Below are 25240 nucleotides of genomic sequence, written 5' to 3' on the forward strand. Positions count from 1 at the left end.
AGCGTAGCGTCAGCCTCCGACAACTAGACTGGCGAGATGACCGAGCCCGACGAGAAGCCTCGCGGATCGTTCTTCGACGCCCTGCGTCAGCGCACCGTCAGCTCCGACACCACGCACAGCGTGCCGCGCGGCGTCCGCATCGCCGCCGCATACTCGTGGCGTTTCCTGCTGATCGCGGCGGCCGTCGGTGTGGCGATCTGGATCATCATCCAGCTGAAGCTGCTGGTCATCCCGCTCCTCATCGCGATCCTCATCGCCGCCCTCGTGTGGCCGGCCTTCACGTGGATGCTGCGTCACCGCTGGCCGCGGTGGCTCGCGATCGTCGCCTCGGTGCTCGGCACCGTCGCCATCGTCTCGGGCCTGTTCTGGCTCGCGATCTGGCAGATCACCCGCGAGTGGGGATCGGTGCGCGACCGCACCGTCGGCGCGATCGAAGACCTCCGCGCCTACCTCATCGACGGCCCGCTGCACCTCACCGCCGACCAGATCGACGGGATGCTGCGCCAGGGCCTCGGCATGCTCGAACAGCAGGCCTCGCTTCTCTGGTCGGGCGCGCTCGCCATCGGGTCCACCGTCGGCCACGTCGCCACCGGCCTCCTGCTGACCGTCTTCATCCTGCTCTGCGTGCTCGCCGACGGCGGCGGCATCTGGAAGTGGGTCATCCGGCTCTTCCCGAAGGCCGCCCGCCCCGCGGTCGACGGTGCCGGCAAGTCCGGTTGGCTGACCGTCGTCACCTACGCCCGCACCCAGCTGCTCGTCGCCACGATCGACGCGATCGGCATCGGCCTCGGCGCCTTCCTCCTGGGCGTGCCGCTGGCCATCCCGGTCGGCGTGCTCGTCTTCCTCGGCGCGTTCATCCCCTTCGTCGGAGCCGTCCTCACCGGCGCCCTCGCGGTCTTCCTCGCCCTCGTCTACAACGGGCCCTGGATCGCGCTGTGGATGCTGGTGGTCGTGCTCGGCGTGCAGCAGATCGAAGGCCACATCCTGCAGCCCATCCTCATGGGCACCGCCGTCAAGGTGCACCCGCTCGCCGTCGTGCTCGTGGTCGCCGGCGGCGCGATGATCGCCGGCATCCCGGGCGCCCTGTTCGCCGTGCCGCTGGCCGCCTTCGTCAACGTCTTCGTCCTCTACCTCTCCCGCCGTGCGTGGGAGACCGGTAGGCCACCCGAACCGGACGAACTCATCTGGAGCACTGTGCCCCGCGAACGAAGGAGAACCACCCGGTGAGTCTTCCCACACTGGCCGACTTCGAGGATGCGGCCCGCACCCTCACCGGCCTGATCACCCGCACGCCCATGGACGAGTCGCAGGTGCTCAGCGAGATCGTGGGCGCCCCAGTGATCCTGAAGATGGAGAACCTCCAGCGCACGGGCTCGTTCAAGATCCGCGGCGCGATCTACCGACTCTCCCGCCTCACCGCCGAGGAGCGCGCCCGCGGTGTCGTCGCCGCATCCGCCGGCAACCACGCCCAGGGCGTCGCCCTCGCGGCGCAGCGCCTCGGCATCCCCGCGACGATCTTCATGCCGCTCGGCGTCCCCGTGCCGAAGCTGCTGGCCACCCGCGGCTACGGCGCCGAGGTCATCCTCGAGGGCGACACCGTCGAGACCCCGCTGCGCCTGGCTGCGGAGTTCGCCGAGCGCACCGGCGCCGTGCTCATCCACCCGTTCGACCACCGCGACATCGTGGTGGGCCAGGGCACGCTCGGGCTCGAGGTGTACGACGATCTTCCGACCGTCGACACCGTCGTGCTCGGCATCGGGGGAGGCGGTCTCACCGCGGGAGTCGCCGCCGCCATCAAGGCTCGCGCCGCCGCCGAGGGGCGCACCGTGCGCATCATCGGCGTGCAGGCGGCCAACTCCGCCGCGTACCCGGCATCCCTCGCCGCGGGCGAGCCGCTGGAGGTCGCCACGACGCCGACGATCGCCGACGGCATCGCGGTCGCCCGCCCCGGCGATGTGCCGTTCGAGATCATCCGTGAGTTGGTCGACGAGGTCGTCACCGTCGGTGAAGACGACATCGCCCGCGCGATCCTCATGCTGCTCGAGCGCGCGAAGCTCGTCGTGGAGCCCGCGGGTGCCGTGGGCGTCGCCGCCCTCATGACGGGCAAGATCTCCGCATCCGGACCGCTCGTCACCGTGCTCTCCGGCGGCAACATCGACCCGCTGCTGCTGCAGCGCGTGATCTCGAACGGACTGAGCGCCGCCGGCCGCTACATGACGATGCGCATCCCGCTGCCGGATCGTCCGGGCCAGCTCGTGCAGGTGTCGGAGGTCATCGCGCGCGTCGGCGCGAACGTCACCGAGGTGCTGCACACCCGGCACGGGCAGGGGCTGCAGATCAGCCAGGTGATTCTGCAGGTGAGCGTCGAGACGCGCGGCGTCGAGCACCGCGCCGAAGTGATCGCAGCACTGGAGGCTGCGGGGTTCGCGCCGGTCGTCGTCGCCGACTGACCGGCGCGTCCGCGCTCACTGACCCGTGTAGGTCTCGACCTTCACGACCTCGACCGCGATCTCGCGGCCGTTGGGGGCGGTGTACGAGGTCTTCTCGCCCTCGCGCAGGCCCAGGATGGCGGCGCCCAGCGGCGATGCCTCGCTGTATACGTCGAGCTCGCTGCCCGCTGCGATCTCGCGGTTGCCCAGCAGGAACACCTCTTCGCCGCCGGCGACGATCGCGGTCACCACGGTGCCGGACTCGACCACACCGGTCGACTCGGGAGCCTCGCCCACCTTGGCGTTCTTCAGCATCGCCTGCAGCGTGCGGATGCGGGCCTCCTGCTTGCCCTGCTCGTCCTTCGCGGCGTGGTAGCCGCCGTTCTCCTTGAGATCGCCCTCTTCGCGAGCAGCCTCGATACGCTTCGCGATCTCCTCGCGGCCGGTCGTGGACAGGTGCTCGAGCTCGGCGACCAGCCGGTCGTAGGCGTCCTGAGTGAGGAAGCTCACCGTTGCGTCAGAAGACACGGTCTCTCCTTCGTCGTGAGTCACGGCGCAAGGCGCCGCAACTATGCCAAGACGCCCTGGCGGTTGCCAGGGCGTCGTCGATCAGTTTCCGTCAGCCTACGGCACCCAGCATCCGTTGACCAATCCCGTGGTCGCCTCGGCGGTGATCGGAATCTGCTCGACGAAAGCGCGCGTGTGGTCGGGGGAGGGCGGGTACTCGACGACCCGCCAGCCGACGACGCCGTGCTCCTCGTCCTGCGCTTCGAGCACGCAGGCGACCGCCGTGTTCGGCGGAACGGTGACCTGGAAGGAGACGCTCGTGGTGTGCTCGTCGACCAGCTGGTAGCCGGTCGTGACCGCATCCACCGACGACGAGCTCGCCGAGAACGCGTACCAGCCGGCGATGATCACGGCCGCGGCGATACCCACCGACGCGAACACGGCCCAGAAACGGCCGGAACGGGTACCGCGGGTGCGGCCGTAACGCTCGTCGAGCAGTTGTTGCGTCGTCATGGACCCTCGGATCGGGAATTAGGCTTGAGTCCAGGCTAAGCGCTCGCGCGCGGAACGGAGACATCCATGCACCTGGCAGTGTGGCTCGCCGAGGTGACCCCGACGCCGACGCCGACCGATGTCGACCCGCTGCTCGTGACGCCCGGCCCGTGGGGCTTCGCCGTCATCGCGCTCGTGGGTGTCGCGGTGATCCTTCTCGTCTGGGACATGCTGCGCCGCATCCGCCGTGGGCGCTACCGGTCCGAGGTCCGCGAGCAGCTGGATGCCGAGGAACTGGCGGCGAAGCAGGGTGACGCCGCCGAGCGCGACTCCGAGACCGACGACGAGGACATCGACCCGGCCCAGCGCTGAGGCTTCAGCCGTTGTAGGCGGGCGAGAGGCAGATGAGCAGGCACGCCGCCCAGTGGCAGAGGAACGCCAGCACGGTGCACACGTGGAAGATCTCGTGGAAGCCGAACTTTCCGGGCCACGGGTTGGGGCGCTTGAGCGCGTAGACGACGGCGCCGCCGGTGTAGAGCAGTCCGCCGACGATGACGAGCACCATCATCGCGACGTTCGCATTGAGCAGGTCGACGAGGTACATGACCGCCGCCCAGCCGAGCAGGATGTACAGCGCGACGTACAGCCAGCGCGGTGCGTGGATCCAGAACACCCGGAAGAGGATGCCGAGGATCGCCCCGCCCCAGACGAGGCTCAGCAGCAGCACGGACTTTTCGGGCGGAAGCGCCAGCACCGCGAGCGGCGTGTAGGTGCCCGCGATCAGCAGCAGGATGTTGGCGTGGTCGATCCGCTTCAGCACCACCTTCGTGCGCGGCTTCCAGTCGAAGCGGTGATACAGCGCGGAATTGCCGAACAGCAGCAGCGAGGTGGTCATGAACACGGCCGCCGACCACTTGGCCGCGGGGCCGTGCGCGAGCACGATCAGGACGATGCCGGCGGCGATCGCGACCGGGAAGGTGCCCGCGTGGATCCAGCCGCGCCAGGTGGGGCGGATCTCCGTGTTGGCATCCTTCTCAGCGGCGTCGATCAGCGGCAGCGAGGGCACGTCGGGAACGCCGGAGGGGGTCATGTGCCCAGGGTATGCCGCGGGGTATGCCGCGGGCCGCACATAGCCTCAGCGTTCGCCGAATGCGCGTGTCTTGAGCCGTGCTGGCGGTAGCGTAGGGGAGTGACCAGCGGTCGGGAGAGTGAGGGGCGTGGCCCCCTCTACCGTCTCTACAGCAATCGTCTGCGCCGGCAGATCCCGCCCGCATCCGTTCCTCGACACGTCGCGATGATGATCGACGGCAACCGGCGCTGGGCGCGTCAGCTGGGGTACGACTCCGCGGCGCACGGGCATCGTGCGGGCGCGGCCAAGATGCGCGAGTTCCTGCGCTGGTGCGACGAGCTCGGGGTGAAGGTCGTCTCGCTCTACCTCCTCTCGATCGACAACCTCACCAAGCGGGACTCGAAGGAGCTGGCCGATCTCATCGAGATCATCGCCGAGCTCGCCGACGAGCTGTCGCACGAGCGCGACTGGCGGGTGCAGCACGTGGGCCGCGCGGCCCCGCTGCCCCAGGAGCTCGCCCACGTGCTGGCCGACGTGCAGGAACGTACGGCGGGCAACACCGGCATGCACGTCAACCTCGCCGTCGGCTACGGCGGTCGCGGCGAGATCGTGGATGCGGTGCGCAGCATCATCACGCAGTACGACCACACCGGCGGCTCGCTGGAAGAGCTCGCCGAGAGCCTCACGCCCGAGCAGATCGGCGAGCACCTCTACACGGGCGGCCAGCCCGACCCCGACCTCGTCATCCGCACCTCGGGCGAGCAGCGCCTCAGCGACTTCCTGCTCTGGCAGTCCGCCCACAGCGAGTTCTACTTCGTGGAGGCGCTGGGTCCCGACCTCCGCGAGGTCGATCTGCTGCGCGCCATCCGCGACTACGCGCGCCGCGACCGCCGCTTCGGCAAGTGAGTGCCGCGAGCTCGTTAACGAAGACGTAACGCGACACACCCGCATCCGCTCTGGCAATCGCACCCGCGCGCGTCGTACGGTCATCACAACGGGCACGGCGCCCGTTCGGGTCGGCCCCAGGAAGCGACTCGCTACCCACCGGTCGACTCGAGAGACCCCGGGCCACGGGCCCGGAAGGGGAGTGGGTTGTGACCACACGAGCACCACACCAGCAGCAGCGGGCGACCGTCCAGCAGAGCGCAGATCAGGAAACTGACCTGCGCTCTTATGTTTTGGACACCTCGGTGCTTCTGAGCGATCCCCGAGCGTACTTCCGCTTCGCGGAGCACTCGGTCGTGATCCCCGTCGTCGTCATCACCGAACTGGAGGCCAAGAGACATGATCCGGAGCTGGGTTACTTCGCGCGCCAGGCGCTGCGGCACCTCGATGAGCTTCGCGTCGAGCACGGTCGCCTCGACTTCCCCGTCCCCGTCGGCGCCGGCGGATCGCTCCGCGTCGAACTGACCAACACCGACCCGTCGGTTCTGCCGAGCGGCATGCGGCTCGGCGACAACGACACCCGCATCCTCGCCGTGGCCATGCACCTCCAGCAGGAGGGGCACGACGTGACGGTCGTCTCCAAGGATCTCCCGATGCGCGTCAAGGCCGCCTCGCTCGGCATCCTCGCGGAGGAGTACCTCGCCGAGCAGGCCGCGGACTCCGGCTGGACCGGCATCGCCGACATCAGCGTCTCGGGCGACGAGATGAGCGACCTGTACGAGAGCGACGTCGCCGTAAGCGACGACGTGCGGGGTCTTCCCGTCAACACGGGCCTCATCGTGCATTCCGAGCGCGGCTCCGCCCTCGGCCGCGTCACCGGTGACGGCGAGTTCCGGCTCGTGCGCGGCGACCGCGACGTCTTCGGTCTGCACGGCCGCTCCGCGGAGCAGCGCATCGCGATCGACCTGCTGTCGGACCCGGATGTGGGCATCGTCTCGCTCGGCGGGCGCGCCGGCACGGGCAAGTCGGCGCTCGCCCTGTGCGCGGCACTCGAGGCGGTGCTGGAGCGTCAGCAGCAGCGCAAGATCATCGTGTTCCGTCCGCTGTTCGCGGTCGGCGGTCAGGAGCTCGGCTACCTCCCCGGCGACGCGCAGGAGAAGATGAACCCCTGGGGTCAGGCGGTCTTCGACACGCTCGGCTCCGTCGTGAGCTCGAACGTGCTGGAGGAGGTCGTCGCGCGCGGCATCCTCGAGGTGCTGCCGCTGACCCACATCCGGGGCCGCTCCCTGCACGACGCGTTCGTGATCGTGGACGAGGCGCAGTCGCTCGAGCGCAATGTGCTGCTGACGGTGCTCAGCCGCATCGGCCAGAACTCCCGCGTCGTGCTCACCCACGACGTCGCCCAGCGCGACAACCTGCGGGTCGGACGCCATGACGGCATCGCCTCGGTGATCGAGACGCTCAAGGGGCACGGGCTGTTCGGGCACGTCACCCTGACACGCTCGGAGCGCTCCGCGATCGCGGCCCTCGTGACCGACCTACTGGAGGCGGGCGAACTCTCGTGACCGCGCATGAGAGCTTTCTCACCCGATCCTCCTTGTGCTCTCACGGCAGCAGCGGATCATGGACAACACGGATGACGCGACACTGTCATTCACCGCTGGAATGAGTTCCCCCAGACTCTGACGGCGAAGAAAAACTGGAGAAGCAATCCGCCACCGATTCCCCCCGGTGAGGTGGCGGGCATCACGGGTTCGGGTCCCGTGGTCTCTCTGTGGCCCCCGGCGTCCCCCAGCGCCGGGGGCCTTCCTCATGCCCGGGCGCGCGAGGTCACCGGCCATACGGCCGGTACGGATGCGGCGCGCTCACTCCCAGCGGTAGCCGGCGCCGCGCACCGTGACGATGCGCTCGTGACCGAACTTGGCGCGCAGGTAGCGCACGTACACGTCGACCACGTTGGAGCCCGGGTCGAAGTCGAGCCCCCAGACCCGGCTCAGCAGCTGCTCGCGGCTGAGCACCTGACCGGGGTGGCGCAGGAACTGCTCGGCGAGGGCGAACTCCCGCGCCGAGAGGTCGATCTCGCGGCCCTCGACGCTCGCGCGCCGCGAGAGGACGTCGAGGATGACGTCGCCGTGGACGATCGCGATGCTGCCGGTCGCGACGTTCTCACGCAAGCGCGAGCGCACGCGTGCGAGGAGCTCGTCGAACTTGAACGGTTTCGGCACGTAGTCGTTCGCACCGGCGTTGAGGCCGTCGACCGTGTCGCGGGTGCTGCTGCGGGCGGTCAGCATGATGACCGGCAGGTGCGAGCCCTGACCGCGCAGGTGCCGGAGCACTTCGAAACCGTCCATGCCCGGCAGCCCCACATCCAGCAGCAGGAGATCGATCTCGCCCGAGAGCGCACGCTCGAGAGCGTCATCACCGTCCTCGACCACCTCGGTGGCGAATCCCGCGGACTCCAGTCCCCGCTTCACGAAAGCGGAGATGCGGGGTTCATCCTCCGCGATCAGGATCAAGGTCATGTGGTTGCCTCTCGCTGCAGAACGACGTCGCCGGCGCGCACGGGCGTCGGGACCAGAGTGGACGGATGGCCGCTGGTCGGTACGCGCACCGTGAAGGTGGCGCCGCCGCCGGGAGTGTCGGTCACGTCGACGGAGCCGCCGTGGGCCTGCGCGATCGCCTCGACGATGGCAAGACCCAGACCCGAGCCCTCGACGGAGCGGTTCGCGTCGACGCGGGCGAACCGCTGGAAGATTCGACGCCGGGCGGCCGGGGGAATGCCCGCACCGTGATCGCGGACCCACAGCCGTGCCTCGCCCTCGACGACGTCGCTGCCGACCTCGATGGGGCTTCCCGCCGGCGTGTACTTCGCGGCGTTGTCGGCGAGCTGCAACCAGGCCTGAGTGAGCCGGTCGGCGTCCGCGACCACCACGCCGCGCGCGCTGCGGGCGAGCGAGAAGGGGTGGCCGGAGATGGCGGACACGAGCTCGCCGACGCGCTCGGTCAGCGTTCCGAGGTCCACGGGGCGCATCTCGAACTGATCGCCCTGCGCCGAGGACAGCAGGTCGATGTCGTCGACGAGACGCGTCATCCGATCGAGCTCGGAGATCCCCATGTCGCGGATGCCGATGACATCCTCGCGATCGTCGACGTTCATCATCTCGAGGTGGCCGCGCACGATCGTGATGGGCGTCTTCAGCTCGTGCCGGATGTCGTCGAGCAGCTGCCGTTGGCTGCTGACGGAGGCCTCGAGGCGGTCGAGCATGGAGTTCATGGTGCGCGAGAGGTCGGCGATCTCGTGGTCGCCCTCCTCGGGAACGCGCGTGCCGAGATCGTCGAGCGTCACCGCATCGGCCGCTTCGCGCAGCTGCCGCAGAGGCGAGAGCAGCCGGCCGGTGAAGAACCAGCTCGCGAAGCCGAGCGCGGCCATGACGACCACGGCGGCGACGACGTACGTCATGATCGACGCCTGGAACGGCGCCATCTCGGCCTCCATGTCGACACCGCGCAGGTAGATGCCCGTCTCGCCGCCGATCTGCACCGGCAGCGCGACGTAGCGCACCTCGCCCTGGTCGGTCGACACGGTGCCCAGGACGATGTCGTTGCCGGTGACCGCCTTCGTCGCCGCCGCGACGACCGCGGGGTCTTCGATCGCGCGGAAGAGATTGCCCGCCGAGGGCGACACGACGATCTCACCGTCGACGACGCCGACGACTCCCTCGGTCTGCGAGGGCAGGAAGCCGGTCACGGTGCGCGTGAGGTAGATGCCCGGGGACGGAGCATCGCCCACGGGTCGCAGGGCCTGCACCTTCTCGATCAGGCGGTCGTCCACGTCGTCGACGAGACGCGCCCGCTGGATCCAGAAGGAGACCCCGCCCGCAACGATCAGCCCGACGCACGCCACAAGGAGGATCGCCCCCAGAGTCTTCACGCGCGCCGAGAGCATTCTCGGCGTCTGCTTCACCTTCCGATTATGTCCCGTCGGGCGGTTTCGCGTGTAGCTCAGCCCGGGTGGGTCATCGAGAGCAGATCGAGCTTCTCGTCGAGCTGCGCCTCGCTGAGCTCGCCTCGCTCCACGTATCCGAGAGCGATGACGGCCTCGCGGACCGTGATGCCCTCGGCGACGGCGTGCTTGGCGATCTTGGCCGCGGCCTCGTAGCCGATGAGCTTGTTCAGCGGCGTGACGATCGAGGGCGACATGCCGGCGTAGGCCGCCGCGCGCTCGCGGTTGACCTCGAGGCCGCGGATCGTCTTGTCGGCCAGCACGCGCACCGAGTTCGCGAGCAGGCGGATCGACTCGAGCAGCGCGGTGCCCATCACGGGGATCGCGACGTTCAGCTCGAACGAGCCGGATGCGCCGGCCCACGCGATCGTGGCGTCGTTGCCGATGACCCGCGCGCACACCATGAGCGTGGCCTCGGGAACGACCGGGTTGACCTTACCGGGCATGATCGAGGAGCCGGGCTGCAGGTCGGGGATGTGCAGCTCGCCGAGACCCGTGTTGGGGCCGGAGCCCATCCAGCGCAGGTCGTTGTTGATCTTGGTGAGCGAGACGGCGATGGTGCGGAGGGCTCCGGAGGCCTCGACGAGCCCGTCGCGGTTCGCCTGCGCCTCGAAGTGGTCCTTGGCCTCGGTGATGGGCAGCTCGGTCTCGGCCACGATGAGCTCGATGACCTTCTGCGGGAAGCCGAGCGGGGTGTTGATGCCGGTGCCGACCGCGGTGCCGCCCAGCGGAACCTCGGCGACGCGGGGGATCGTCGCCTGCACGCGCTCGATGCCGAGGCGGATCTGGCGGGCGTAGCCGCCGAACTCCTGGCCGAGGGTGACGGGCGTCGCATCCATGAGGTGCGTGCGGCCCGACTTGACGACGTCGCTCCAGGCTTCCGCCTTCTCCTCCAGAGCGACGGCGAGGTGGTCGAGAGCGGGGATCAGGGCGTCGACGATCTCCTGCGTCACCGCGATGTGCACCGAGGTGGGGAAGACGTCGTTCGAGGACTGCGAGGCGTTGACGTGGTCGTTCGGGTGAACCGTCGAGCCGAGATCGCGCGTCGCCAGGGTGGCGAGCACCTCGTTCATGTTCATGTTCGACGACGTGCCGCTGCCGGTCTGGTAGACGTCGATCGGGAACTGGTCGGCGTGCTCGCCGGCGATGATCCGGTCCGCGGCACGCGCGATCGCGTCGGCGATCTGCGCGTCGAGGGTTCCGAGCTGCTTGTTCGCGAGAGCCGCGGCCTTCTTGATCCGCGCGAGCGCAACGATCTGAGCCGGCGCCAGTGCGTCGCCCGAGATCGGGAAGTTCTCGACGGCGCGCTGGGTCTGCGCGCTGTAGAGAGCGGATGCGGGAACGCGGACCTCGCCCATCGTGTCGTGTTCGATGCGGTATTCGGTCTCAGCCACGGGTGTCTCCTCTGACGGTGTGCGGACGATGGGTGATCAGGCGGCGGATTCGGTCGCGGCGCCGACGATGAAGTCGGGCTCGGCGACGCCCTTCGCGAGGCGGTAGTTCACGCCGACGATCGCGAGCGAGCCGTCGGCCACGGCGGCGCTGATGAGCTCCGACGAGTGCAGCAGCTCGGTCACGGTGTCGCGCAGGTGCTCGCGTCCCACGTGCTCGGCGTCGACCGTCGCGGCGTTCGTGCCCTCGGCGACCTGCACACGGCGCACGGCCGGCACGATAGGCGCGACCTGGCGCCAGATGCGCGGCGGCAGCGCGGGCGCGTCGGGCGAGGTGCTGTCGATGGCGGCGCGGACGGCACCGCACTCGTCATGGCCGAGCACGACGATGAGCGGGGTGCCGAGCACCTCGACCGCGTACTCGAGGCTGCCGACGACCGAGTCGGAGATGACCTGACCGGCGTTGCGCACGACGAACAGGTCGCCCAGCCCCTCGTCGAAGATGATCTCGGCGGCCAGACGCGAGTCGGAGCAGCCGAACAGGGCCGCGCGCGGGCGCTGCCCCGACGCGAGCTCGTGGCGGCGCTCGACGTCCTGTCGCGGGTGGCGCGGCGTGCCGGAGACGAAGCGCTCGTTGCCCTCGAGCATCTCGGCCCAGACCTGAGCGGGGGTGGGGTGGGGATCGGTCACGGTGTCTCCTCGCGCAGCTGAAGGATGGTGTCGGTGACGGTCGTGGCCAGCTGCGCCGCGGTGTCGGGCGTGGCCGTGCCGTACACAAGGATCTGGTCGGGTCCCGCAGGGGTCGCGAGAGCGTACGACACGCCTCCGGCGGAGCGGGCGTCGGAGATCTCGTAGCGCTGCCACTCGATGCCGTCGATCGTCTCGGTGCCGGTCGGGGCGGCGCCGTTGAGAGTGCGGGCCACCCACCCCGCATCCGCGTCGAAGGCCTGCGCGATGTTGATGTAGCTCTCGGCGTCGGGAACGTAGACGATCGTGAAGGCCGGGACGCTGTTGCCCTCGAGCTGCGCCTGGTTCACGCGCCAGTTCTCCGGCACCTCGGGGGAGATGACGGGGCGCCCGTAGGCGTCCGCGAAGCCGTCGGCGATCTCGGCGACGTCCACCGCGGGCGCGGGCGCGGGGTTGCCGCGCGGCACTGCGAAGATGATCACGATCACGACGCCGAGGGTCGCGAGCAGCGCCGCGATGAGGTTTCGGAACGTCTGGCTCGAGCGATAGATGCGCGAGGACTCCGCCTTACGGGCGGCGGTCTCGTCGGGAGTCTCGGGGCGGCCGAGCTCGGCGACGACGCGGGGACCTCGGGCCATCAGAGTTCGCCCTCGGCGCCGGAGCGCGCCGCGTCCAGTCGACGCTTGGCGCCCAGCAGCCATTCCTCGCACCGGGCCGCGAGTGCCTCGCCGCGCTCCCATAGCGAGAGCGACTGCTCGAGGGTGGGCGAGCCCTGCTCGAGTTCCGCGACGACGCGCACGAGCTCGTCGCGCGCCTGTTCGAACGACAACGACGCGATCTCGGGAGCGGTCTCCTCGGGCGCGGACATGGCTTCCATCCTAGGCGTCCGTCGCCGTCGCAGACGTCTCTGGCACCTCGCCGCCGGAGGTGGCCGCGAACGAGCCGCGGGCGACCGTGACGGTCAGCTCGGTGCCCTCGGGTGCCTGCGCCGCATCCCGCACGATCACGCCGCCGGCGACGTGGGCGATGGCGTAGCCGCGGGCGAGCGTGGCCCCGGGAGAGAGCGCGCGCAGCGACGCGCGCAGCTCGGCCGTCTGCCGCGCCGCATGGGTGTGCGAACGGTCGATCGTGTCGCGTCCGCAGGCCGCGAGCAGCTCCACCTCGTGCGCGCGCCGTTCGAGCAGCGCGTCGGGGTCTCGCAGCACCGGTCGCGAGCGCAACTGCTCGAGCTGCGCGATGTCGTGCGAGACGCGCATGCTGAGGCGCGAGCCCAGGCGCGCCCGCAGCTGGCGCACGAGGGTGCGCTGTTCGCCCACATCCGGTACGACGCGCTTGGCGGCGTCCGTCGGCGTCGAGGCGCGGAGGTCGGCGACGTCATCGAGCAGAGGGTGGTCGTTCTCGTGGCCGATCGCCGAGACGACCGGCGTCGTGGCCGCAGCGACCGCCCGCAGCAGCCGTTCGTCGCTGAAGCCCAGCAGGTGCTGCGGGTCGCCGCCGCCGCGGGCGATGATGATCACGTCGACGTCGGGATCGGCATCCAGCTTCTGCAGTGCGGCGATCGTCTCGGGCACGCACCGATCGCCCTGCACCGCGGCGTACTCGGTGCGGAAGCTCACCTGCGGCCAGCGCAGCTCGGCGTTGCGGTGCACGTCCTTCTCCGCATCCGATCGCTCGCCCGTGATGAGCCCGACCAGGTGCGGGAGGAACGGGAGAGGTCGCTTTCGCTCGGCCGAGAAGAGCCCCTCGGCGCGCAGCTTCGCGCGCAGCTGCTCGATGGCGGCCAGTTGGTCGCCGATGCCGGTGTGCCGCATCGCGGACACCAGCACGCTGAAGTCGCCCGTGCGCACGAAGTAGTCGGACTTGACGCTCGCGACGACGCGATCGCCCACCTTGAGGTCGTCGGGCAGGCGCTGCAGCGTCGACGACCAGATGCGGAACGACACGCTCGCGTCGCCGGTGAGGTCTTTCAACCTGCCGTAGACGTTGCCGCCGCGCACGTTCCACGACGTGATCTCGCCCTCGACCCACACCGAGCCCCACGAGGAGATGAACGCCCGGATCGTCTCGTTGAACCGGGCGACGGATGTGGGTGCTTCGCGGGTGGCGTCACGGGGGTGGACGTCATCACCGTGCGGGGCCTCGGGCGCCGCATCCGGTGCGAACCTCGTCATGCATCCTCCGTCGCTCGGCCTCTGCCCAGCACGCGCCCGTAGAATCACGGGCGTGAGCTCTCCCGCCGTGCACCTTCCCACCCCCCGGATGCCGGCGCGCAGCGGCCGGCTTCAGGATATCCCGGTCGTCGGACGAAAGAGAGTGCTGCTGGCAGCCCCCCGCGGGTACTGCGCCGGCGTCGACCGCGCGGTCATCGCCGTGGAGAAGGCGCTCGAGCGCTACGGCGCGCCCGTCTACGTGCGCAAGCAGATCGTGCACAACGTGCACGTCGTGACCGAGCTCGAGGCCAAGGGCGCGATCTTCGTCGAGGAGGTCGACGAGGTGCCCGCCGGTGCCCACGTCGTCTTCAGCGCCCATGGCGTCTCGCCCGCCGTCGTCTCGGCTGCCGCCGACCGAGGCCTGCAGGCGATCGATGCGACCTGCCCGCTCGTGACGAAGGTGCACCGCGAGGCCGTGCGCTTCGCGCGGGACGATTTCGAGATCCTGCTCATCGGCCACCTCGGACACGAGGAGGTCGAGGGGACCGCCGGTGAAGCGCCCGAGCACGTCACGATCGTGAACTCGCCCGCCGACGCCGACACCGTCGAGGTGCGCGACCCCGACAAGGTCGTCTGGCTCTCCCAGACGACGCTCTCGGTCGACGAGACGATGGAGACCGTGCGCCGCCTGCGCGAGCGGTTCCCGAACCTGCAGGACCCGCCGTCCGACGACATCTGCTACGCCACGCAGAACCGCCAGGTGGCGATCAAGAAGGTCGCGCGCGACGCGGATCTGGTGATCGTGGTCGGCTCCGCGAACTCGTCCAACAGCGTGCGCCTCGTCGAGGTCGCCCTGGAGCACGGGGCCAAGGCCGCCTACCGCGTCGACTACGCGGAGGAGGTGCGCCAGGAGTGGCTGGACGGCGTCGCCACGGTTGGTGTGACCAGCGGCGCCTCGGTGCCCGAGGTGCTCGTCCAGGAGGTGCTCGACGTGCTCGCCGGTGCCGGCTACACCGACGTCGCCGAGGTGCGCACCGCCGAGGAGGACCTCATCTTCTCGCTTCCCAAGGAGCTGCGCCGCGACGCATCCGGCGCGACGGACGCCCGCGCCCGCGGCGGACGGGGGCGCGCATGAGCGACGAGCGCCCCCGCCCCCAGTACGGCGAGTACGCGACGCCCGAAGAGCAGCGCGCTCGCATCCGTCAGCCCGACGCGACGTTCGACATCGACGCGGGCAAGGCTCCGGATGCGGCCCCGCCCGCGCCCGCCCCGACTCCTGCCGCGGGCCCCGTGGCGCGAAACCCCCGGGCGATGGACCGCATCGCCACGATCGCGCTGCTCGCCCTCGGCCTGTTCGAGGTGCTGCGTTCGATCCCCGGCTTCGTCGACCCCAACGAGCTGCTCACGCAGCTGCTGACCCAGTTCGGCGTCGACGGGGGACTGACGGATGCGGCGGGCGCCCGCGCCTGGGGTGCGGCCGCCGCCATCCTGCTCGCGGTCGGATGGTTCGCGACCGCCGCCGTCTCCGTGTGGAATCTGCGCGCCGGACGCTTGAGCTTCTGGATCCCGCTCGTGGGCGGCGTGGTCTTCACCCTCCTGGCGAGCGTGCTCCTGGTCGTGCCGCTGATGTCGGACCCCGGCCTCATGCAGCAGTTGAGCGGCATCACGCCCCTGCCGACCCCGAGCGCGACATGACCGCGCGCGTCGTCGCCGTCTGCGCGGTGCACGCGCTGATCCCGGATGCGGGCACGATCGGCGTCACCGCGATCGACAAGCGCCCGCTCGACGGCGCCGTGCGCGTCGGCCCGTATGGGGTGCGCGGCGACGTGCAGGCCAACCGCAAGCACCACGGCGGACTTGATCAGGCCGTCTACGCCTACGCGCAGGAGGACGCGGCGTTCTGGGAGAGCGAGCTGGGACGCCAGTTGGCGCCCGGATGGTTCGGCGAGAACCTGCGCACTGGGGGCATCGACGTCAACGCGGTCGTGATCGGGGAGCGGTGGCGCATCGGCGACACGCTCGAGCTCGAGGTCACCCGCCACCGCAACCCCTGCCAGACCTTCGCCCGCCGCCTCGGCGGCCCGGAAGCGCGCGGCTGGGTCAAGCGCTTCGCCGACGAACGGCGGCTCGGCCCCTACTTCCGCGTGGTGAAGGCGGGCGCGATCTCCGCGGGCGACGAGATCATCGTGCTCTCGCGCCCCGAAGGCGCCCCGGGGCTGCTCGACGGCGTCTGAGCGCGCCGCATCCTGAAACGCGGAATGCCCCGGCCGGAGCCGGGGCATTCGCGGTGAGTACGTCGGGTCAGGCGCCGAGCGACTTGCCGGCGGAGCCGAGCTGCTGCGTCGCCTCGCCGACGCGGGCGGCCATGGCGGACTCAGCGACCTTGCCCCAGGCACGCGGGTCATAGGCCTTCTTGTTGCCCACCTCGCCGTCGACCTTCAGCACGCCGTCGTAGTTCGAGAACATGAAGCCCGCGACCGAGCGGGTGAACGCGTACTGGGTGTCGGTGTCGATGTTCATCTTCACGACGCCGTTCGCGACCGCGAGGGCGATCTCTTCGGGGGTCGAGCCGCTGCCGCCGTGGAAGACCAGGTCGAGGGGCTTCGGGCCCGTGCCGAACTGCGCGGCGATGCCCTCCTGGATCTCGCCGAGCAGCTCCGGGCGCAGCTTCACGTTGCCGGGCTTGTAGACGCCGTGCACGTTGCCGAAGGTGAGCGCCGCGATCCAGCGGCCTGCGTCGCCGAGACCGAGAGCCTCGACGGCCTTGGCCACATCCGCCGTGGTCGTGTAGAGCGCCTCGTTCGAGCCCTCGTGCTTCACGCCGTCCTCTTCGCCGCCGACGACGCCGATCTCGACCTCGAGGATCGCGTTGATCGCCTTGATGCGGGGCAGGAGCTCCTTGGCGATCGCGATGTTCTCGTCGAGGGGAACGGCCGAGCCGTCCCACATGTGCGACTGGAAGAGCGGGTTGCGGCCGGCCTTGACCTCTTCTTCGGATGCGGCGATCAGCGGCAGCACGAAGTCCTCGAGGGCGGGCTTGGGGCAGTGGTCGGTGTGGAGGGCGACCGTGATCGGGTAGTTCTTGGCGACCTCGGTGGCGAACTTCGCGAAAGCGATCGCGCCGGTCGCGCGGCCCTTCACGGTGTGGCCGGCGAAGTAGTCGGCGCCGCCGGTGGTGACCTGGATGATGCCGTCGGAACCGGCTTCCGTGAGGCCCTGCAGGATCGCGTTGATCGACTGCGAGCTCGCCGCGTTGATGGCCGGGTACGCGAAGCCGCCCGCCTTCGCGCGGTCGAGCATCTCGGCATACTGATCGGGTGTTGCGACGGGCATGTCCGCTCCTTGCTGTGTGCAGTGGTTACCCGTCACTCTATCGAAGGGGATGCGGGCGACCGGGTGCGGGGGGCGCCAGGAATATCACCGCGGGGGCGGTGGATTTCCTCCTGCTGAAAGAACGTCGAATTCTTCGCGTCTTCGGAGCCGAAAGTCGCGTCCGCTCTGCGGGATCCTGCTTAGGCTGGGCCGCATGGTGAGCCTTACTGCCGACATGAGTCCGCTGCACCCCGACCGGAACCTCGCGCTCGAGCTCGTGCGCGCGACAGAGGCCGCGGCAATCCGCTCCGTTCCCTTCATCGGGCGCGGCCAGAAAGAGGTGGCCGACGGAGCGGCGGTCGATGCGATGCGGGCCTTCCTCACCACGGTGAACTTCGACGGCGTGATCGTCATCGGCGAGGGCGAGAAGGACAATGCGCCCATGCTCTTCAACGGCGAGCACGTCGGTACGGGGCGCGGGCCGAAGTGCGACATCGCGGTCGACCCGATCGACGGCACCTCGCTGACCGCCGCCGGACGCAACAACGCGCTGTCCGTCATCGCGGTCGCCGATCACGGCGCCATGCTCGACGCATCCAGCGTCTTCTACATGGACAAGCTCGTCACCGGCCCCGCGGGCGTCGGCGTCGTTGACATCCGCCTTCCGATCGGCGAGAACATCCGTCTGCTCGCGAAGGCGCTCGGCAAGCCGGTCGACGAGATCGTCGTGTCGGTGCTGCACCGTCCGCGCCACGACAAGCTCATCGAGGAGATCCGTGAGGCCGGCGCAGGAACCCGCCTGATGAGCGACGGCGACGTCGCCGGCGGTATCAATGCCGCCCGGCACAACGCCCGCACCGACATGTGCGTCGGGATCGGCGGGAGCCCTGAAGGCATCGTCACCGCCTGCGCGATCAAGGCGCTCGGCGGCCACATCCAGGGTCGTCTCGCGCCGCGAAACGACGAGGAGAAGCAGCGCGGCATCGATGCGGGGCTCAAAGTCGACGGCACCGTGTACGAGGCGGAGGATCTCGTCAAGGGCAAGAACACGATCTTCGTCGCCACGGGTGTGACCGACGGCCAGCTCGTCGCCGGCGTGCGCCGCGAGGGCGAGCACATCTACACCGAGAGTGTGGTGCTGCGCGGCGCCTCCGGCACCCTCCGCCGCATCTCGAGCGAGCACCTCACCTCGAAGTGGCTGTGATCCTCGAGGGCCGAGCCTGCGGCTGGTGAGCCCGGTCGGCAGGTCCCACTTTCGGCAGGTTCAGGGTCTGATCTGTGCAGAACGGGGGACATGCATACGGCCGACGGGATGATGGGTCGATGACCATTCGGCGGATGGCCCCTCGGCTCCCACTCCTCGGCGGTGAGGACGTGCCCGTGTTTCCGCGCGGGCGCAACCCGCGTCCGCTCGCGTGGGGTGTGGTTGTGACTTCCGTCGTCGTCGGTCTCATTGCCGCGGTCAGCGACGAGCTGAGCCAGCGCATCCTCTTCGGGGCCTTGGCGGTCATGCTGATGGTGATCGGGATCGCGCTGCTCATCACGTTTCAGGGCGTCGTCTCGCGCGCACTGACCATCGACGATCGACCGGGTTCCCTGCGCTTCGTCCCCCTGCGGGTCGGATCCGTCCCGACACTCTTCATCGCGGTCTCGCTGCTGCTTCCAGCCGGCGCGCAGCTCTTCATCGACTTGAACGGCCTGCCGGTGCCGTGGGGGCCGCGCCTGACACGCAGCGGGCCCTACATCCTCGGCGTCATCGGGATCGCGATGCTCGTCATGCGCATTGTGCGACGGCGCGTCCCCGCGGGGCTGACGCTCACGTCGCGCGGCCTGACGGGCATCCGCGGATGCGGCGCGCTGGACTGGTCATGGGAAGAACTGGCACAGGTGGCGGTCGTTGCGGCCCCCGCAGCCAAGCTCTCGCTGCTGCGTGCGGGAGGCGCGCCGCTGATCACAGCACCCTCCCTCAGCCTGGGTTCCGACCCGAACCTCGTGGCGTCGCTCGTGGAGTTCTACCGGCAGCATCCGGAACACCGCGACGCTCTCGAGGCCGGCGGCGTCGAGGCGGTGCGTCGCGCGGAGCAAGTGCTGCGGCCCGGCTGATCTCCGCCGCGGCGCGGCGCACGGGCATGTCCCAGTTTCGGCAACAAGTGGGGCCGAAAACTGCGACAAGTGGGACATGCCCGGCGCAGGCGTGCGCAATACCCCCTTCGGTTCGGTTGCCCCGGGTTCGTGTCTCAGATACTCACGGTCTGGGGGCGTGTGGCGTGCACAAGTGAGACACGCAGGAGTAGGGGAGCCCGGGATGGGGTTCGTGTCTCAGTTATGCAGCAATTCGGGGCGTGTGGCGTGCACGAGTGAGACGTGGATGCGGGAGAGGAGCGCAAGCCTCAGAGGCGCTCGCGGAAGCAGGTGGCAGAATGAAGCACGTCGTAATCACCGTTGATGTCGATCTCTGCACCGAGACGAAGGAACGAACGATGTCCGCATCCCAGGAGAACGCGCACCCGCACACGGGAGCTCTCGCCGTCGTCGCCGATGCTGTCGCGGTCAACAACCCCGACCCTGCCCGTCGCCCCGATGTGCTCTTCCGCGTCCGCCGCGAAGAGGGTCACCAGCCGAGCCCGTGGTGGGCGATCGGCGCGTTCGTCGGTGTGTCCGCCGTCGTACTCCTGCTGCTGAGCTTCGTGCCCGGCGGCGCCTGACCTACTGCCGCAGCTGCGCGAGCAGCGCGCGCTCCTCCTCGTCGGTGAGCCCCGCTCCCGACACCACCGGCCCGCCGAGCACATCGGCGAGGGTCGATTCCAGCGGACGACGCTCGAGTCCAGCCGCCACCGCGCGCGCCGTCGACCGTGCATTCATCCCGTACCAGCTCTGGTCACGCAGCCAGAGCGGCAGCGACCGCGGCCCTGACCACTCGTTGACGCCTTGCGCCGCGAGCCAGTCTTCTGCTGCGGTCACGGTTTCGCTGCGCTGCCCGGATGCGGCCCTCGCGGCATCGAGGTGCGCGGGGAACGGATGCGGCTCGCCCTGGGCATTGAACGCGCCCGAACCGGCGCCCTCCGCGAGCCGCAGGAGCCACGCGGCGAGGTCGCGCACGTCGATCAGCGCGGTCGGCAAGCCGGGTGCGTCCGGCGCCAGCACGACACCCTCGGGGTTCGACGGTGCGGCGAACCGGCGTGGCCAGTATGTGCTGCGTCCGGTCGGGTCACCCGGACCGCCGATGAGCCCGGGGCGAACGATGGCCGATCGGTCGGTGCCGAAGACCTCGCGCACCGCATCCTCGCAGGCGACCTTGGCGCGCCCGTAGTCCTCGGGGTCGGTCATGACGTCGGCGTCGAGGGGCTCCAGCAGCGTTGCCGACTCGTCCGCGCCGAGCTCCGCCTGGCTCGCGTAGACGTTGCAGGTCGAGACGAAGACGTACCGATCGGCGCGCAGCCCGCGTGCGGCGCGCCGCACCTGCCCCGGCTGGCGCGAGACGTCGATCACCGCATCCCACCGGGTGTCGGCGAGTGGCACGAGGCCGTCGGGGTCGTCTCGGTCGACGCGGACGTGCCGCGCCCCGTCCGGGACGTCCGTGCCGCGGGCGGCGCAGGTGACGTCATGGCCGGCGGCGATCGCGGATGCGGCCGTCGTCCGTCCGAGCCATGCGGTGCCACCGAGAACAAGGAGCTTCATAGGCTCATCGTCGTCGGGAACGCGCGTCGGCGCAGGCGTATCCGCGAGGGGCGAACACGCGTGTCAGGCGGAGGAGGCCGGCAACTGCTGCTCGTCGGCCGATGCGGCCTCGTCCGCGTCGTCGGATGCGGCCCGGCGCACCTCGTCGAGAGCGGCGGTGAACTCGGGGGCGCTGAGGCGGCGCGGCGTCGACTCGAGCGCGGCGGGTGCGGCGACCGCATCCAGCTTGGTCTCGTCGATGCCGGGGAAGCGTCGCGCGGTCACGAGCACGCGACTCTCGAGCGAACCGACGAATCGGTTGTAGCCGTCGACGGTGCGCTCGATGCCGCGACGCAGGTCGTCGATGTGCTTGGTGAGTCCGCCGAGGCGCTCGTAGAGCTGCGTGCCCAACGTGAAGAGCTCGCGGGCGTCGTCGGAGACGGCCTCCTGCGTCCACGTGTAGGCGACGGTGCGGAGCACCGCCCAGAGGTTCACGGGGGAGGCGAGCGCCACGCGCTGCCGGAAGGCGTAGTCGAGCAGGGCGGGATCCTCGTCGAGGGCGGTCGCCAGCAGCGCCTCGTTCGGCACGAAGCAGATGACGAACTCGGGGCTCGATTCGATCCCGGCCCAGTACTGCTTCTTCGCGAGCGCGTCGATGTGGGCGCGCAGAGCCTTCACGTGCTTGTCGCGGAGCGCGCGGCGGCGCACGGCATCCTCGCCCTGAGCCGTGTCGGGGATCGCCTGCGCCTCGAGGAACGCGTCGAGGGGCACCTTGGCGTCGACGGCGATGGCCTTGCCGCCCGGCAGCCGCACGATCATGTCGGGGCGACCCGAACCCGAATCCGAGCTGATCGAGGACTGCACGTCGAAGTCGACGTGACGGGTGAGTCCCGCCGCCTCGACGACGCGACGCAGCTGCACCTCGCCCCACACGCCGCGCGTGCTCGTCGAGCGCAGGGCGGAGGAGAGCGACGCGGTGGTGTCGCGCAGCAGGTCGTCGGTCTCCTGTGCGCGGCGCAGCTGCTCGGCCAGAGCCCCGTACTGGGCGTGGCGCTCGCGCTCGAGGTCGTCGACCTTGACCCGCACCTGCGCGAGGGTGTCGCGGACGGGGGCGAGGGCGGCCACGACGGCGTTCTCGCGCCGGTCGCGATCGTCGCGCTCGCGCTGTTCGGCGCGCTGGCGCTCGACGAACTCGCGGTACAGCCCGCCCTGACGTTCGAGCTCGGCACGTGCCGCCGCCGCGGCGGACTCGGCGGCCGCGGCGCGCGCCGAGAGCGCACCCTGCTGCTGCGCGGCGCGAGAGTGCGCAGCGAACCAGCCGAGGGCGATGCCGGCGACGAGGCAGAGTGCGGCGACGAGGAGGATCACGGGGTCCATGAGCACAGCATGCCCGGAGCCGCGGACACCGCCGGTCAGGCGGCCGCGGCGACCGCCGTGTCGATCTCGCAGATCCGGATCCGGGCGGCCTCGGCGAGGGCATCGATGTCGGGTGCGTTCCAGCGCCGCGCGGCATCGATCATGATGGCGGCGGAGGCGGCCGCATCCGCTGTCGCGTCGTGGTGGCGGAACTCCGCGAAGCCCGCCTCGGCCGCGACGATCGGCAGCCGGTAACTCGGCAGGTCGTAGGTGCGGCGCGCGAGCTGCAGACTGCAGGCGTAGCGGTACGGCGGGCAGATGTCGCCGGTCGCGGCGCACGCGCGGCGCAGCACCGCCATGTCGAATCCGGCGTTGTGCGCGACGAGCACGTCCGCGCCGGCGAAGGCGGCGATGTCATCGAGCTGCTCGCTCCAGCCCTTCGCGTCCACGACGTGCTCCGGGCGGATGCCGTGGATGCCGATGTTCAGCTCGAAGAAGCGGTCGTGGCCCTCAGGCGGGCGGATCAGCCAACCCGCGGTCGCGACGATGCGCCCGCCGCGGACGCGGGCCAGACCCACCGCGCACGCCGAGGCACTGGAGGAGTTCGCCGTCTCGAAGTCGATCGCGGTGAAATCCAGTGACACGCCCTCACCCTCACCCGGATGTCCGCGACGCCCGGTGAGGCGCGCCGGGGTCGGGGCATCCGGGGGCTGCGTGGTGGGGCTGGTAGTCCGGGCGGTGGCTGCTCGGGCGTACGGATGTCGGAGATTCGGCGTTACGTCGGAGGTTTTGCGCCGCATCCTCCGAAATTCGTGCGTTCCTCCGAGCTGCGGATGCGGCGGGCTGGCTCGTGTGGCGCGCGCTGGGGCGGACCGGGCGCGCCACCCCAGCAGAGTCCGGCGGGTGCCGAGCCGCGGGGCGCCTAGACTTGATGCCCGTGGCTCTTACCATCGGAATCGTCGGGCTGCCGAATGTCGGCAAGTCCACCCTGTTCAACGCCCTGACCAAGAATCAGGTGCTCGCGGCGAACTACCCGTTCGCGACGATCGAGCCGAACGTGGGTGTCGTCAACCTGCCCGATGCGCGCCTCGACAAGCTCGCCGAGATCTTCGGCAGCGAGCGCATCCTGCCGGCCGCCGTCTCGTTCGTCGACATCGCCGGCATCGTGCGCGGCGCGAGCGAGGGGGAGGGGCTCGGCAACAAGTTCCTCGCCAACATCCGCGAGGCCGACGCGATCGCGCAGGTCGTGCGCGGGTTCGCCGACTCCGACGTCGTGCATGTCGACGGCAACGTCGACCCGAAGAACGACATGGAGACCATCAACGCCGAGCTGCAGCTGGCCGACCTCGACACCCTCGAGCGCGCGATCACGCGCTACGAGAAGGAAGTGCGCGGCAAGAAGCTTGAGCCGATCGTTCTCGAGACGGCGCAGGCCGCGAAGGACGCCCTCGAGCGTGGGCAGCTGCTGTCGGCATCCGGCATCGACCTGGCTCCCATCAAGGAGCTCGGGCTGCTGACGGCGAAGCCGTTCATCTTCGTCTTCAACGTGGACGAGGACGTGCTCACGGATGCGGACCGCAAGGCGGAGCTCGCAGCGTTGGTCGCCCCCGCGCAGGCGGTGTTCCTCGACGCGAAGATCGAGTCGGAGCTGATCGACCTCGACCCCGAGGAAGCGGCTGAGTTGCTCGCATCGACGGGGCAGGACGAGTCGGGGCTCGACCAGCTGGCGCGTATCGGGTTCGACACGCTGGGCCTGCAGACCTACCTCACCGCGGGTCCGAAGGAAGCGCGCGCCTGGACCATCGGTAAGGGCTGGAAGGCCCCGCAGGCCGCCGGCGTCATTCACACCGACTTCGAGAAGGGCTTCATCAAGGCCGAGGTCATCTCGTTCGACGACCTCGTCGCGACGGGCTCGGTCGTGGAGGCCCGCGCGAAGGGCAAGGCCCGCCTCGAGGGCAAGGACTACGTCATGCAGGACGGCGACGTCGTGGAGTTCCGCTTCAACAACTGAGCGGGTCGCGCGGACTGGCACTATTGCTTCCGTGGCCGAGCTCCTTGTCGAAATCCACGTGCCTTTGACGCCGAGCGGCGTGCCAGAGGGCGAGTACCCCTTTCCCTGGATCGATTCCGTGATGGAGTTCCTCTTCGAACTCGACGGGTCGAAGGGCGAGATGTTCGATGACGGAGAGCAGCTCGGTGATGAGTATCTGTTCTTCGTTCACGGCGCGCCCGAGGCGGATCTCATCGCATTGGCCCGCGAGGTAGCAGCCCTGCCCGGTGTGCCCTCGGGCGTCTACGCGACCGTGACGGACAGCGATGCCGACATGGGTGGCGGCACCCGCGTTGAACTCGACGGGTGACCGGGAGAGCGAGGTCGTCGAGTTCACTTCCTCGCAGCATCCGGCGAGCAGGCATGCGTGCTCGGTTCGCTGACGCGACCATGGGCCGAAGATAGGGCTTTGCCGCAGCCGAGTCGGCCCACCGACAGAATGTCCGTATGCGTGCTTCGTCCCCTTCCGACCACCTGGCCAACTGGCTGGATCAGAAGCAACAACGGCGCGAGCTCGGTGACCGACTCGAGCAGCACCGAGAGCTCGATCACTTCTTCTCCTTTCGGAGAAGGTCGAATGCGGTGGCCGCGGCCCAGGCGCTCGCAGATGCGGACTTCCGAGTCTCCGTCGAGCCGGGGCTGCTGCGAACATCCTTGACCGCCTCGAGAGCTGATGCCCTCACCGACGCCGATGTTGCGCGCATCATCCATGAACTCGTGGGCATCGCCGCGACGCACGGAGGTCGCTACGACGGATTCGGCGGAACCATCGTTCCCGCGGATGAAGGATCATGGCAGGCGACTCCCCAGAACGGACGTGCTTCGAGTTCAGCGAACGACCTCTGGGAGTTCTACGAAGCCCGATCTGAGACCGGCCGCGCGTCACTCTCAGATCAGGAGCGCGGGATCCTTGCCATTCTCGACATGCGCCAGGAGGTCAGCTCTGGCGGATTCGATTCTTACTTCCGGTACTGGGGCGGCGACACCGCCGAAGAGGCTTTGCGCGCTCTTCCGCTGTTCCTCGGCAGCGAATGGGAGAACGTCCTTCGTGAGGCGATGGGCGTCCTGGGAGACCCTTATCCGAGCGACATCGGCGCGCGTGAGGTTCGCCTCGAGGAGGCAGGGGTCGAGGAGCGTCTGTTCGTCCTCGATCGGCGGCTCTCCGCGTTGGAGACTGCTGACGACGCTGACGTGCGCCTCACGGCTGCGCTCGCGGCGATCCGGAGGTGACACCGTTCAGAGGGCTGTGGAT

28 protein-coding genes are annotated in these 25240 nt (G+C 69.7%); 14 read left to right on the forward strand and 14 right to left on the reverse strand.

Annotated elements, in window-relative coordinates; genetic code table 11:
* The first annotated feature begins 36 nt into the window (after positions 1-36).
* Both LXM64_RS05915 and ilvA read left to right on the forward strand, forming a co-directional pair.
* Entirely contained in the window at positions 37-1227 is a 1191-nt protein-coding gene (locus LXM64_RS05915) for an AI-2E family transporter (protein WP_137417498.1), read from the forward strand.
* Complete coding sequence (gene ilvA, locus LXM64_RS05920; RefSeq protein WP_137417497.1) at positions 1224-2450, forward strand: threonine ammonia-lyase; 1227 nt, start codon at positions 1224-1226, stop codon at positions 2448-2450. The genes LXM64_RS05915 and ilvA overlap by 4 nt, the downstream gene beginning before the upstream one ends.
* 15 nt (positions 2451-2465) lie before the next feature.
* On the opposite strand, the gene greA is transcribed toward ilvA, so the two are convergent.
* Both greA and LXM64_RS05930 read right to left on the reverse strand, forming a co-directional pair.
* A complete protein-coding gene (gene greA, locus LXM64_RS05925) occupies positions 2466-2957 on the reverse strand; it encodes a transcription elongation factor GreA (RefSeq protein WP_137417496.1) in 492 nt (163 codons plus the stop codon).
* 96 nt (positions 2958-3053) lie between these two features.
* Positions 3054-3449 carry a DUF4307 domain-containing protein gene (locus LXM64_RS05930; protein ID WP_234075022.1) on the reverse strand — a complete coding sequence of 132 codons (396 nt, stop codon included), beginning with the start codon at positions 3447-3449 and terminating at the stop codon, positions 3054-3056.
* A 66-nt stretch (positions 3450-3515) separates the two neighbouring features.
* Here LXM64_RS05930 and LXM64_RS05935 point away from each other — a divergent pair, with 66 nt between their 5' ends.
* Positions 3516-3800, forward strand: a complete 285-nt coding sequence (locus tag LXM64_RS05935; protein WP_234075023.1) for a hypothetical protein — start codon at positions 3516-3518, stop codon at positions 3798-3800.
* A 4-nt stretch (positions 3801-3804) separates the two neighbouring features.
* On the opposite strand, the gene trhA is transcribed toward LXM64_RS05935, so the two are convergent.
* On the reverse strand, positions 3805-4518 hold the full coding sequence (gene trhA / locus LXM64_RS05940; protein ID WP_234075024.1) for a PAQR family membrane homeostasis protein TrhA: 714 nt from the start codon (positions 4516-4518) through the stop codon (positions 3805-3807).
* A gap of 99 nt (positions 4519-4617) precedes the next feature.
* On the opposite strand from trhA, the gene LXM64_RS05945 reads away from it, so the two are divergent.
* Entirely contained in the window at positions 4618-5403 is a 786-nt protein-coding gene (locus tag LXM64_RS05945) for an isoprenyl transferase (RefSeq protein WP_137417492.1), read from the forward strand.
* Between the two features lie 188 nt (positions 5404-5591).
* On the forward strand, positions 5592-6947 hold the full coding sequence (locus LXM64_RS05950) for a PhoH family protein (protein WP_234075025.1): 1356 nt from the start codon (positions 5592-5594) through the stop codon (positions 6945-6947).
* Positions 6948-7247: 300 nt separating this feature from the next.
* Here LXM64_RS05950 and LXM64_RS05955 read toward each other — a convergent pair whose 3' ends face one another.
* The 7 genes from LXM64_RS05955 to xseA are packed head-to-tail and all read right to left on the reverse strand — an operon-like array spanning position 7248 to position 13634.
* Positions 7248-7904 carry a response regulator transcription factor gene (locus LXM64_RS05955; RefSeq protein ID WP_137417490.1) on the reverse strand — a complete coding sequence of 219 codons (657 nt, stop codon included), beginning with the start codon at positions 7902-7904 and terminating at the stop codon, positions 7248-7250.
* Positions 7901-9346, reverse strand: a complete 1446-nt coding sequence (locus tag LXM64_RS05960; protein WP_234075026.1) for a sensor histidine kinase — start codon at positions 9344-9346, stop codon at positions 7901-7903. The genes LXM64_RS05955 and LXM64_RS05960 overlap by 4 nt, the downstream gene beginning before the upstream one ends.
* Before the next feature lie 38 nt (positions 9347-9384).
* Positions 9385-10779, reverse strand: coding sequence for a class II fumarate hydratase (locus LXM64_RS05965; RefSeq protein ID WP_234075027.1), 1395 nt, complete (start codon positions 10777-10779; stop codon positions 9385-9387).
* 36 nt (positions 10780-10815) lie between these two features.
* Complete coding sequence (locus LXM64_RS05970) at positions 10816-11424, reverse strand: carbonic anhydrase (protein WP_234075414.1); 609 nt, start codon at positions 11422-11424, stop codon at positions 10816-10818.
* A gap of 38 nt (positions 11425-11462) precedes the next feature.
* Positions 11463-12101, reverse strand: a complete 639-nt coding sequence (locus LXM64_RS05975) for a DUF4245 domain-containing protein (RefSeq protein WP_234075028.1) — start codon at positions 12099-12101, stop codon at positions 11463-11465.
* Complete coding sequence (locus LXM64_RS05980) at positions 12101-12331, reverse strand: exodeoxyribonuclease VII small subunit (protein WP_373459535.1); 231 nt, start codon at positions 12329-12331, stop codon at positions 12101-12103. The genes LXM64_RS05975 and LXM64_RS05980 overlap by 1 nt, the downstream gene beginning before the upstream one ends.
* 10 nt (positions 12332-12341) lie before the next feature.
* Positions 12342-13634: an exodeoxyribonuclease VII large subunit gene (xseA, locus tag LXM64_RS05985; protein WP_234075029.1), complete on the reverse strand. Its 1293-nt coding sequence runs from the start codon at positions 13632-13634 to the stop codon at positions 12342-12344.
* Between the two features lie 88 nt (positions 13635-13722).
* On the opposite strand from xseA, the gene LXM64_RS05990 reads away from it, so the two are divergent.
* From LXM64_RS05990 to LXM64_RS06000, 3 genes are read left to right on the forward strand one after another with little or no spacing between them, the layout of a single operon-like run.
* Positions 13723-14748, forward strand: coding sequence for a 4-hydroxy-3-methylbut-2-enyl diphosphate reductase (locus LXM64_RS05990; protein WP_326490548.1), 1026 nt, complete (start codon positions 13723-13725; stop codon positions 14746-14748).
* On the forward strand, positions 14745-15308 hold the full coding sequence (locus tag LXM64_RS05995; RefSeq protein WP_234075031.1) for a DUF6264 family protein: 564 nt from the start codon (positions 14745-14747) through the stop codon (positions 15306-15308). The genes LXM64_RS05990 and LXM64_RS05995 overlap by 4 nt, the downstream gene beginning before the upstream one ends.
* Positions 15305-15847, forward strand: coding sequence for an MOSC domain-containing protein (locus LXM64_RS06000; RefSeq protein ID WP_234075032.1), 543 nt, complete (start codon positions 15305-15307; stop codon positions 15845-15847). The genes LXM64_RS05995 and LXM64_RS06000 overlap by 4 nt, the downstream gene beginning before the upstream one ends.
* A gap of 67 nt (positions 15848-15914) precedes the next feature.
* Here LXM64_RS06000 and fbaA read toward each other — a convergent pair whose 3' ends face one another.
* Positions 15915-16946 carry a class II fructose-bisphosphate aldolase gene (gene fbaA, locus LXM64_RS06005; protein ID WP_234075033.1) on the reverse strand — a complete coding sequence of 344 codons (1032 nt, stop codon included), beginning with the start codon at positions 16944-16946 and terminating at the stop codon, positions 15915-15917.
* A gap of 193 nt (positions 16947-17139) precedes the next feature.
* Between fbaA and glpX the strand changes: the two genes are divergently transcribed.
* The 3 genes from glpX (at position 17140) to LXM64_RS06020 (ending at position 19630) form a co-directional block, all read left to right on the forward strand.
* Positions 17140-18129 carry a class II fructose-bisphosphatase gene (gene glpX / locus LXM64_RS06010; RefSeq protein WP_137417481.1) on the forward strand — a complete coding sequence of 330 codons (990 nt, stop codon included), beginning with the start codon at positions 17140-17142 and terminating at the stop codon, positions 18127-18129.
* 224 nt (positions 18130-18353) lie between these two features.
* Entirely contained in the window at positions 18354-19028 is a 675-nt protein-coding gene (locus LXM64_RS06015) for a hypothetical protein (protein ID WP_234075034.1), read from the forward strand.
* A gap of 377 nt (positions 19029-19405) precedes the next feature.
* The gene (locus LXM64_RS06020) at positions 19406-19630 is read left to right on the forward strand and encodes a UDP-N-acetylmuramyl pentapeptide phosphotransferase (RefSeq protein ID WP_234075035.1); all 225 of its coding nucleotides are present in this window, start codon (positions 19406-19408) and stop codon (positions 19628-19630) included.
* Between the two features lies 1 nt (position 19631).
* Here LXM64_RS06020 and LXM64_RS06025 read toward each other — a convergent pair whose 3' ends face one another.
* From LXM64_RS06025 to LXM64_RS06035, 3 genes are all read right to left on the reverse strand, one after another.
* On the reverse strand, positions 19632-20603 hold the full coding sequence (locus LXM64_RS06025; protein ID WP_234075036.1) for an NAD-dependent epimerase/dehydratase family protein: 972 nt from the start codon (positions 20601-20603) through the stop codon (positions 19632-19634).
* Between the two features lie 63 nt (positions 20604-20666).
* A complete protein-coding gene (locus tag LXM64_RS06030) occupies positions 20667-21959 on the reverse strand; it encodes a DNA recombination protein RmuC (protein ID WP_234075037.1) in 1293 nt (430 codons plus the stop codon).
* Positions 21960-21994: 35 nt separating this feature from the next.
* Positions 21995-22582: an exonuclease domain-containing protein gene (locus LXM64_RS06035; protein WP_234075038.1), complete on the reverse strand. Its 588-nt coding sequence runs from the start codon at positions 22580-22582 to the stop codon at positions 21995-21997.
* 293 nt (positions 22583-22875) lie between these two features.
* Here LXM64_RS06035 and ychF point away from each other — a divergent pair, with 293 nt between their 5' ends.
* The 3 genes from ychF (at position 22876) to LXM64_RS06050 (ending at position 25218) form a co-directional block, all read left to right on the forward strand.
* Positions 22876-23949 carry a redox-regulated ATPase YchF gene (ychF, locus tag LXM64_RS06040; protein WP_234075039.1) on the forward strand — a complete coding sequence of 358 codons (1074 nt, stop codon included), beginning with the start codon at positions 22876-22878 and terminating at the stop codon, positions 23947-23949.
* Between the two features lie 31 nt (positions 23950-23980).
* The gene (locus tag LXM64_RS06045) at positions 23981-24298 is read left to right on the forward strand and encodes a glutamyl-tRNA amidotransferase (RefSeq protein ID WP_234075040.1); all 318 of its coding nucleotides are present in this window, start codon (positions 23981-23983) and stop codon (positions 24296-24298) included.
* Between the two features lie 137 nt (positions 24299-24435).
* A complete protein-coding gene (locus tag LXM64_RS06050) occupies positions 24436-25218 on the forward strand; it encodes a ribonuclease E inhibitor RraB (protein WP_234075041.1) in 783 nt (260 codons plus the stop codon).
* Positions 25219-25240: the final 22 nt, after the last annotated feature.

Source organism: Microbacterium binotii, from assembly GCF_021398715.1.
Taxonomy (GTDB): Bacteria; Actinomycetota; Actinomycetes; order Actinomycetales; family Microbacteriaceae; genus Microbacterium; species Microbacterium binotii_A.

What these genes read in the sequence shown, in the direction of transcription:
- LXM64_RS05915 (WP_137417498.1), top strand. Translation starts at nt 37, where the DNA reads ATGACCGAGCCCGACGAGAAGCCTCGCGGATCGTTCTTCGACGCCCTG.
- fbaA (WP_234075033.1), bottom strand. Translation starts at nt 16,946, where the DNA reads ATGCCCGTCGCAACACCCGATCAGTATGCCGAGATGCTCGACCGCGCG.
- LXM64_RS05970 (WP_234075414.1), bottom strand. Translation starts at nt 11,424, where the DNA reads ATGCTCGAGGGCAACGAGCGCTTCGTCTCCGGCACGCCGCGCCACCCG.
- LXM64_RS05995 (WP_234075031.1), top strand. Translation starts at nt 14,745, where the DNA reads ATGAGCGACGAGCGCCCCCGCCCCCAGTACGGCGAGTACGCGACGCCC.
- LXM64_RS05930 (WP_234075022.1), bottom strand. Translation starts at nt 3,449, where the DNA reads ATGACGACGCAACAACTGCTCGACGAGCGTTACGGCCGCACCCGCGGT.
- LXM64_RS06000 (WP_234075032.1), top strand. Translation starts at nt 15,305, where the DNA reads ATGACCGCGCGCGTCGTCGCCGTCTGCGCGGTGCACGCGCTGATCCCG.
- LXM64_RS05990 (WP_326490548.1), top strand. Translation starts at nt 13,723, where the DNA reads ATGCCGGCGCGCAGCGGCCGGCTTCAGGATATCCCGGTCGTCGGACGA.
- glpX (WP_137417481.1), top strand. Translation starts at nt 17,140, where the DNA reads ATGGTGAGCCTTACTGCCGACATGAGTCCGCTGCACCCCGACCGGAAC.
- xseA (WP_234075029.1), bottom strand. Translation starts at nt 13,634, where the DNA reads ATGACGAGGTTCGCACCGGATGCGGCGCCCGAGGCCCCGCACGGTGAT.
- LXM64_RS06030 (WP_234075037.1), bottom strand. Translation starts at nt 21,959, where the DNA reads ATGGACCCCGTGATCCTCCTCGTCGCCGCACTCTGCCTCGTCGCCGGC.
- LXM64_RS05955 (WP_137417490.1), bottom strand. Translation starts at nt 7,904, where the DNA reads ATGACCTTGATCCTGATCGCGGAGGATGAACCCCGCATCTCCGCTTTC.
- LXM64_RS05935 (WP_234075023.1), top strand. Translation starts at nt 3,516, where the DNA reads ATGCACCTGGCAGTGTGGCTCGCCGAGGTGACCCCGACGCCGACGCCG.
- trhA (WP_234075024.1), bottom strand. Translation starts at nt 4,518, where the DNA reads ATGACCCCCTCCGGCGTTCCCGACGTGCCCTCGCTGCCGCTGATCGAC.
- LXM64_RS06025 (WP_234075036.1), bottom strand. Translation starts at nt 20,603, where the DNA reads ATGAAGCTCCTTGTTCTCGGTGGCACCGCATGGCTCGGACGGACGACG.
- LXM64_RS06020 (WP_234075035.1), top strand. Translation starts at nt 19,406, where the DNA reads ATGTCCGCATCCCAGGAGAACGCGCACCCGCACACGGGAGCTCTCGCC.
- LXM64_RS06050 (WP_234075041.1), top strand. Translation starts at nt 24,436, where the DNA reads ATGCGTGCTTCGTCCCCTTCCGACCACCTGGCCAACTGGCTGGATCAG.
- LXM64_RS05980 (WP_373459535.1), bottom strand. Translation starts at nt 12,331, where the DNA reads ATGTCCGCGCCCGAGGAGACCGCTCCCGAGATCGCGTCGTTGTCGTTC.
- LXM64_RS05975 (WP_234075028.1), bottom strand. Translation starts at nt 12,101, where the DNA reads ATGGCCCGAGGTCCCCGCGTCGTCGCCGAGCTCGGCCGCCCCGAGACT.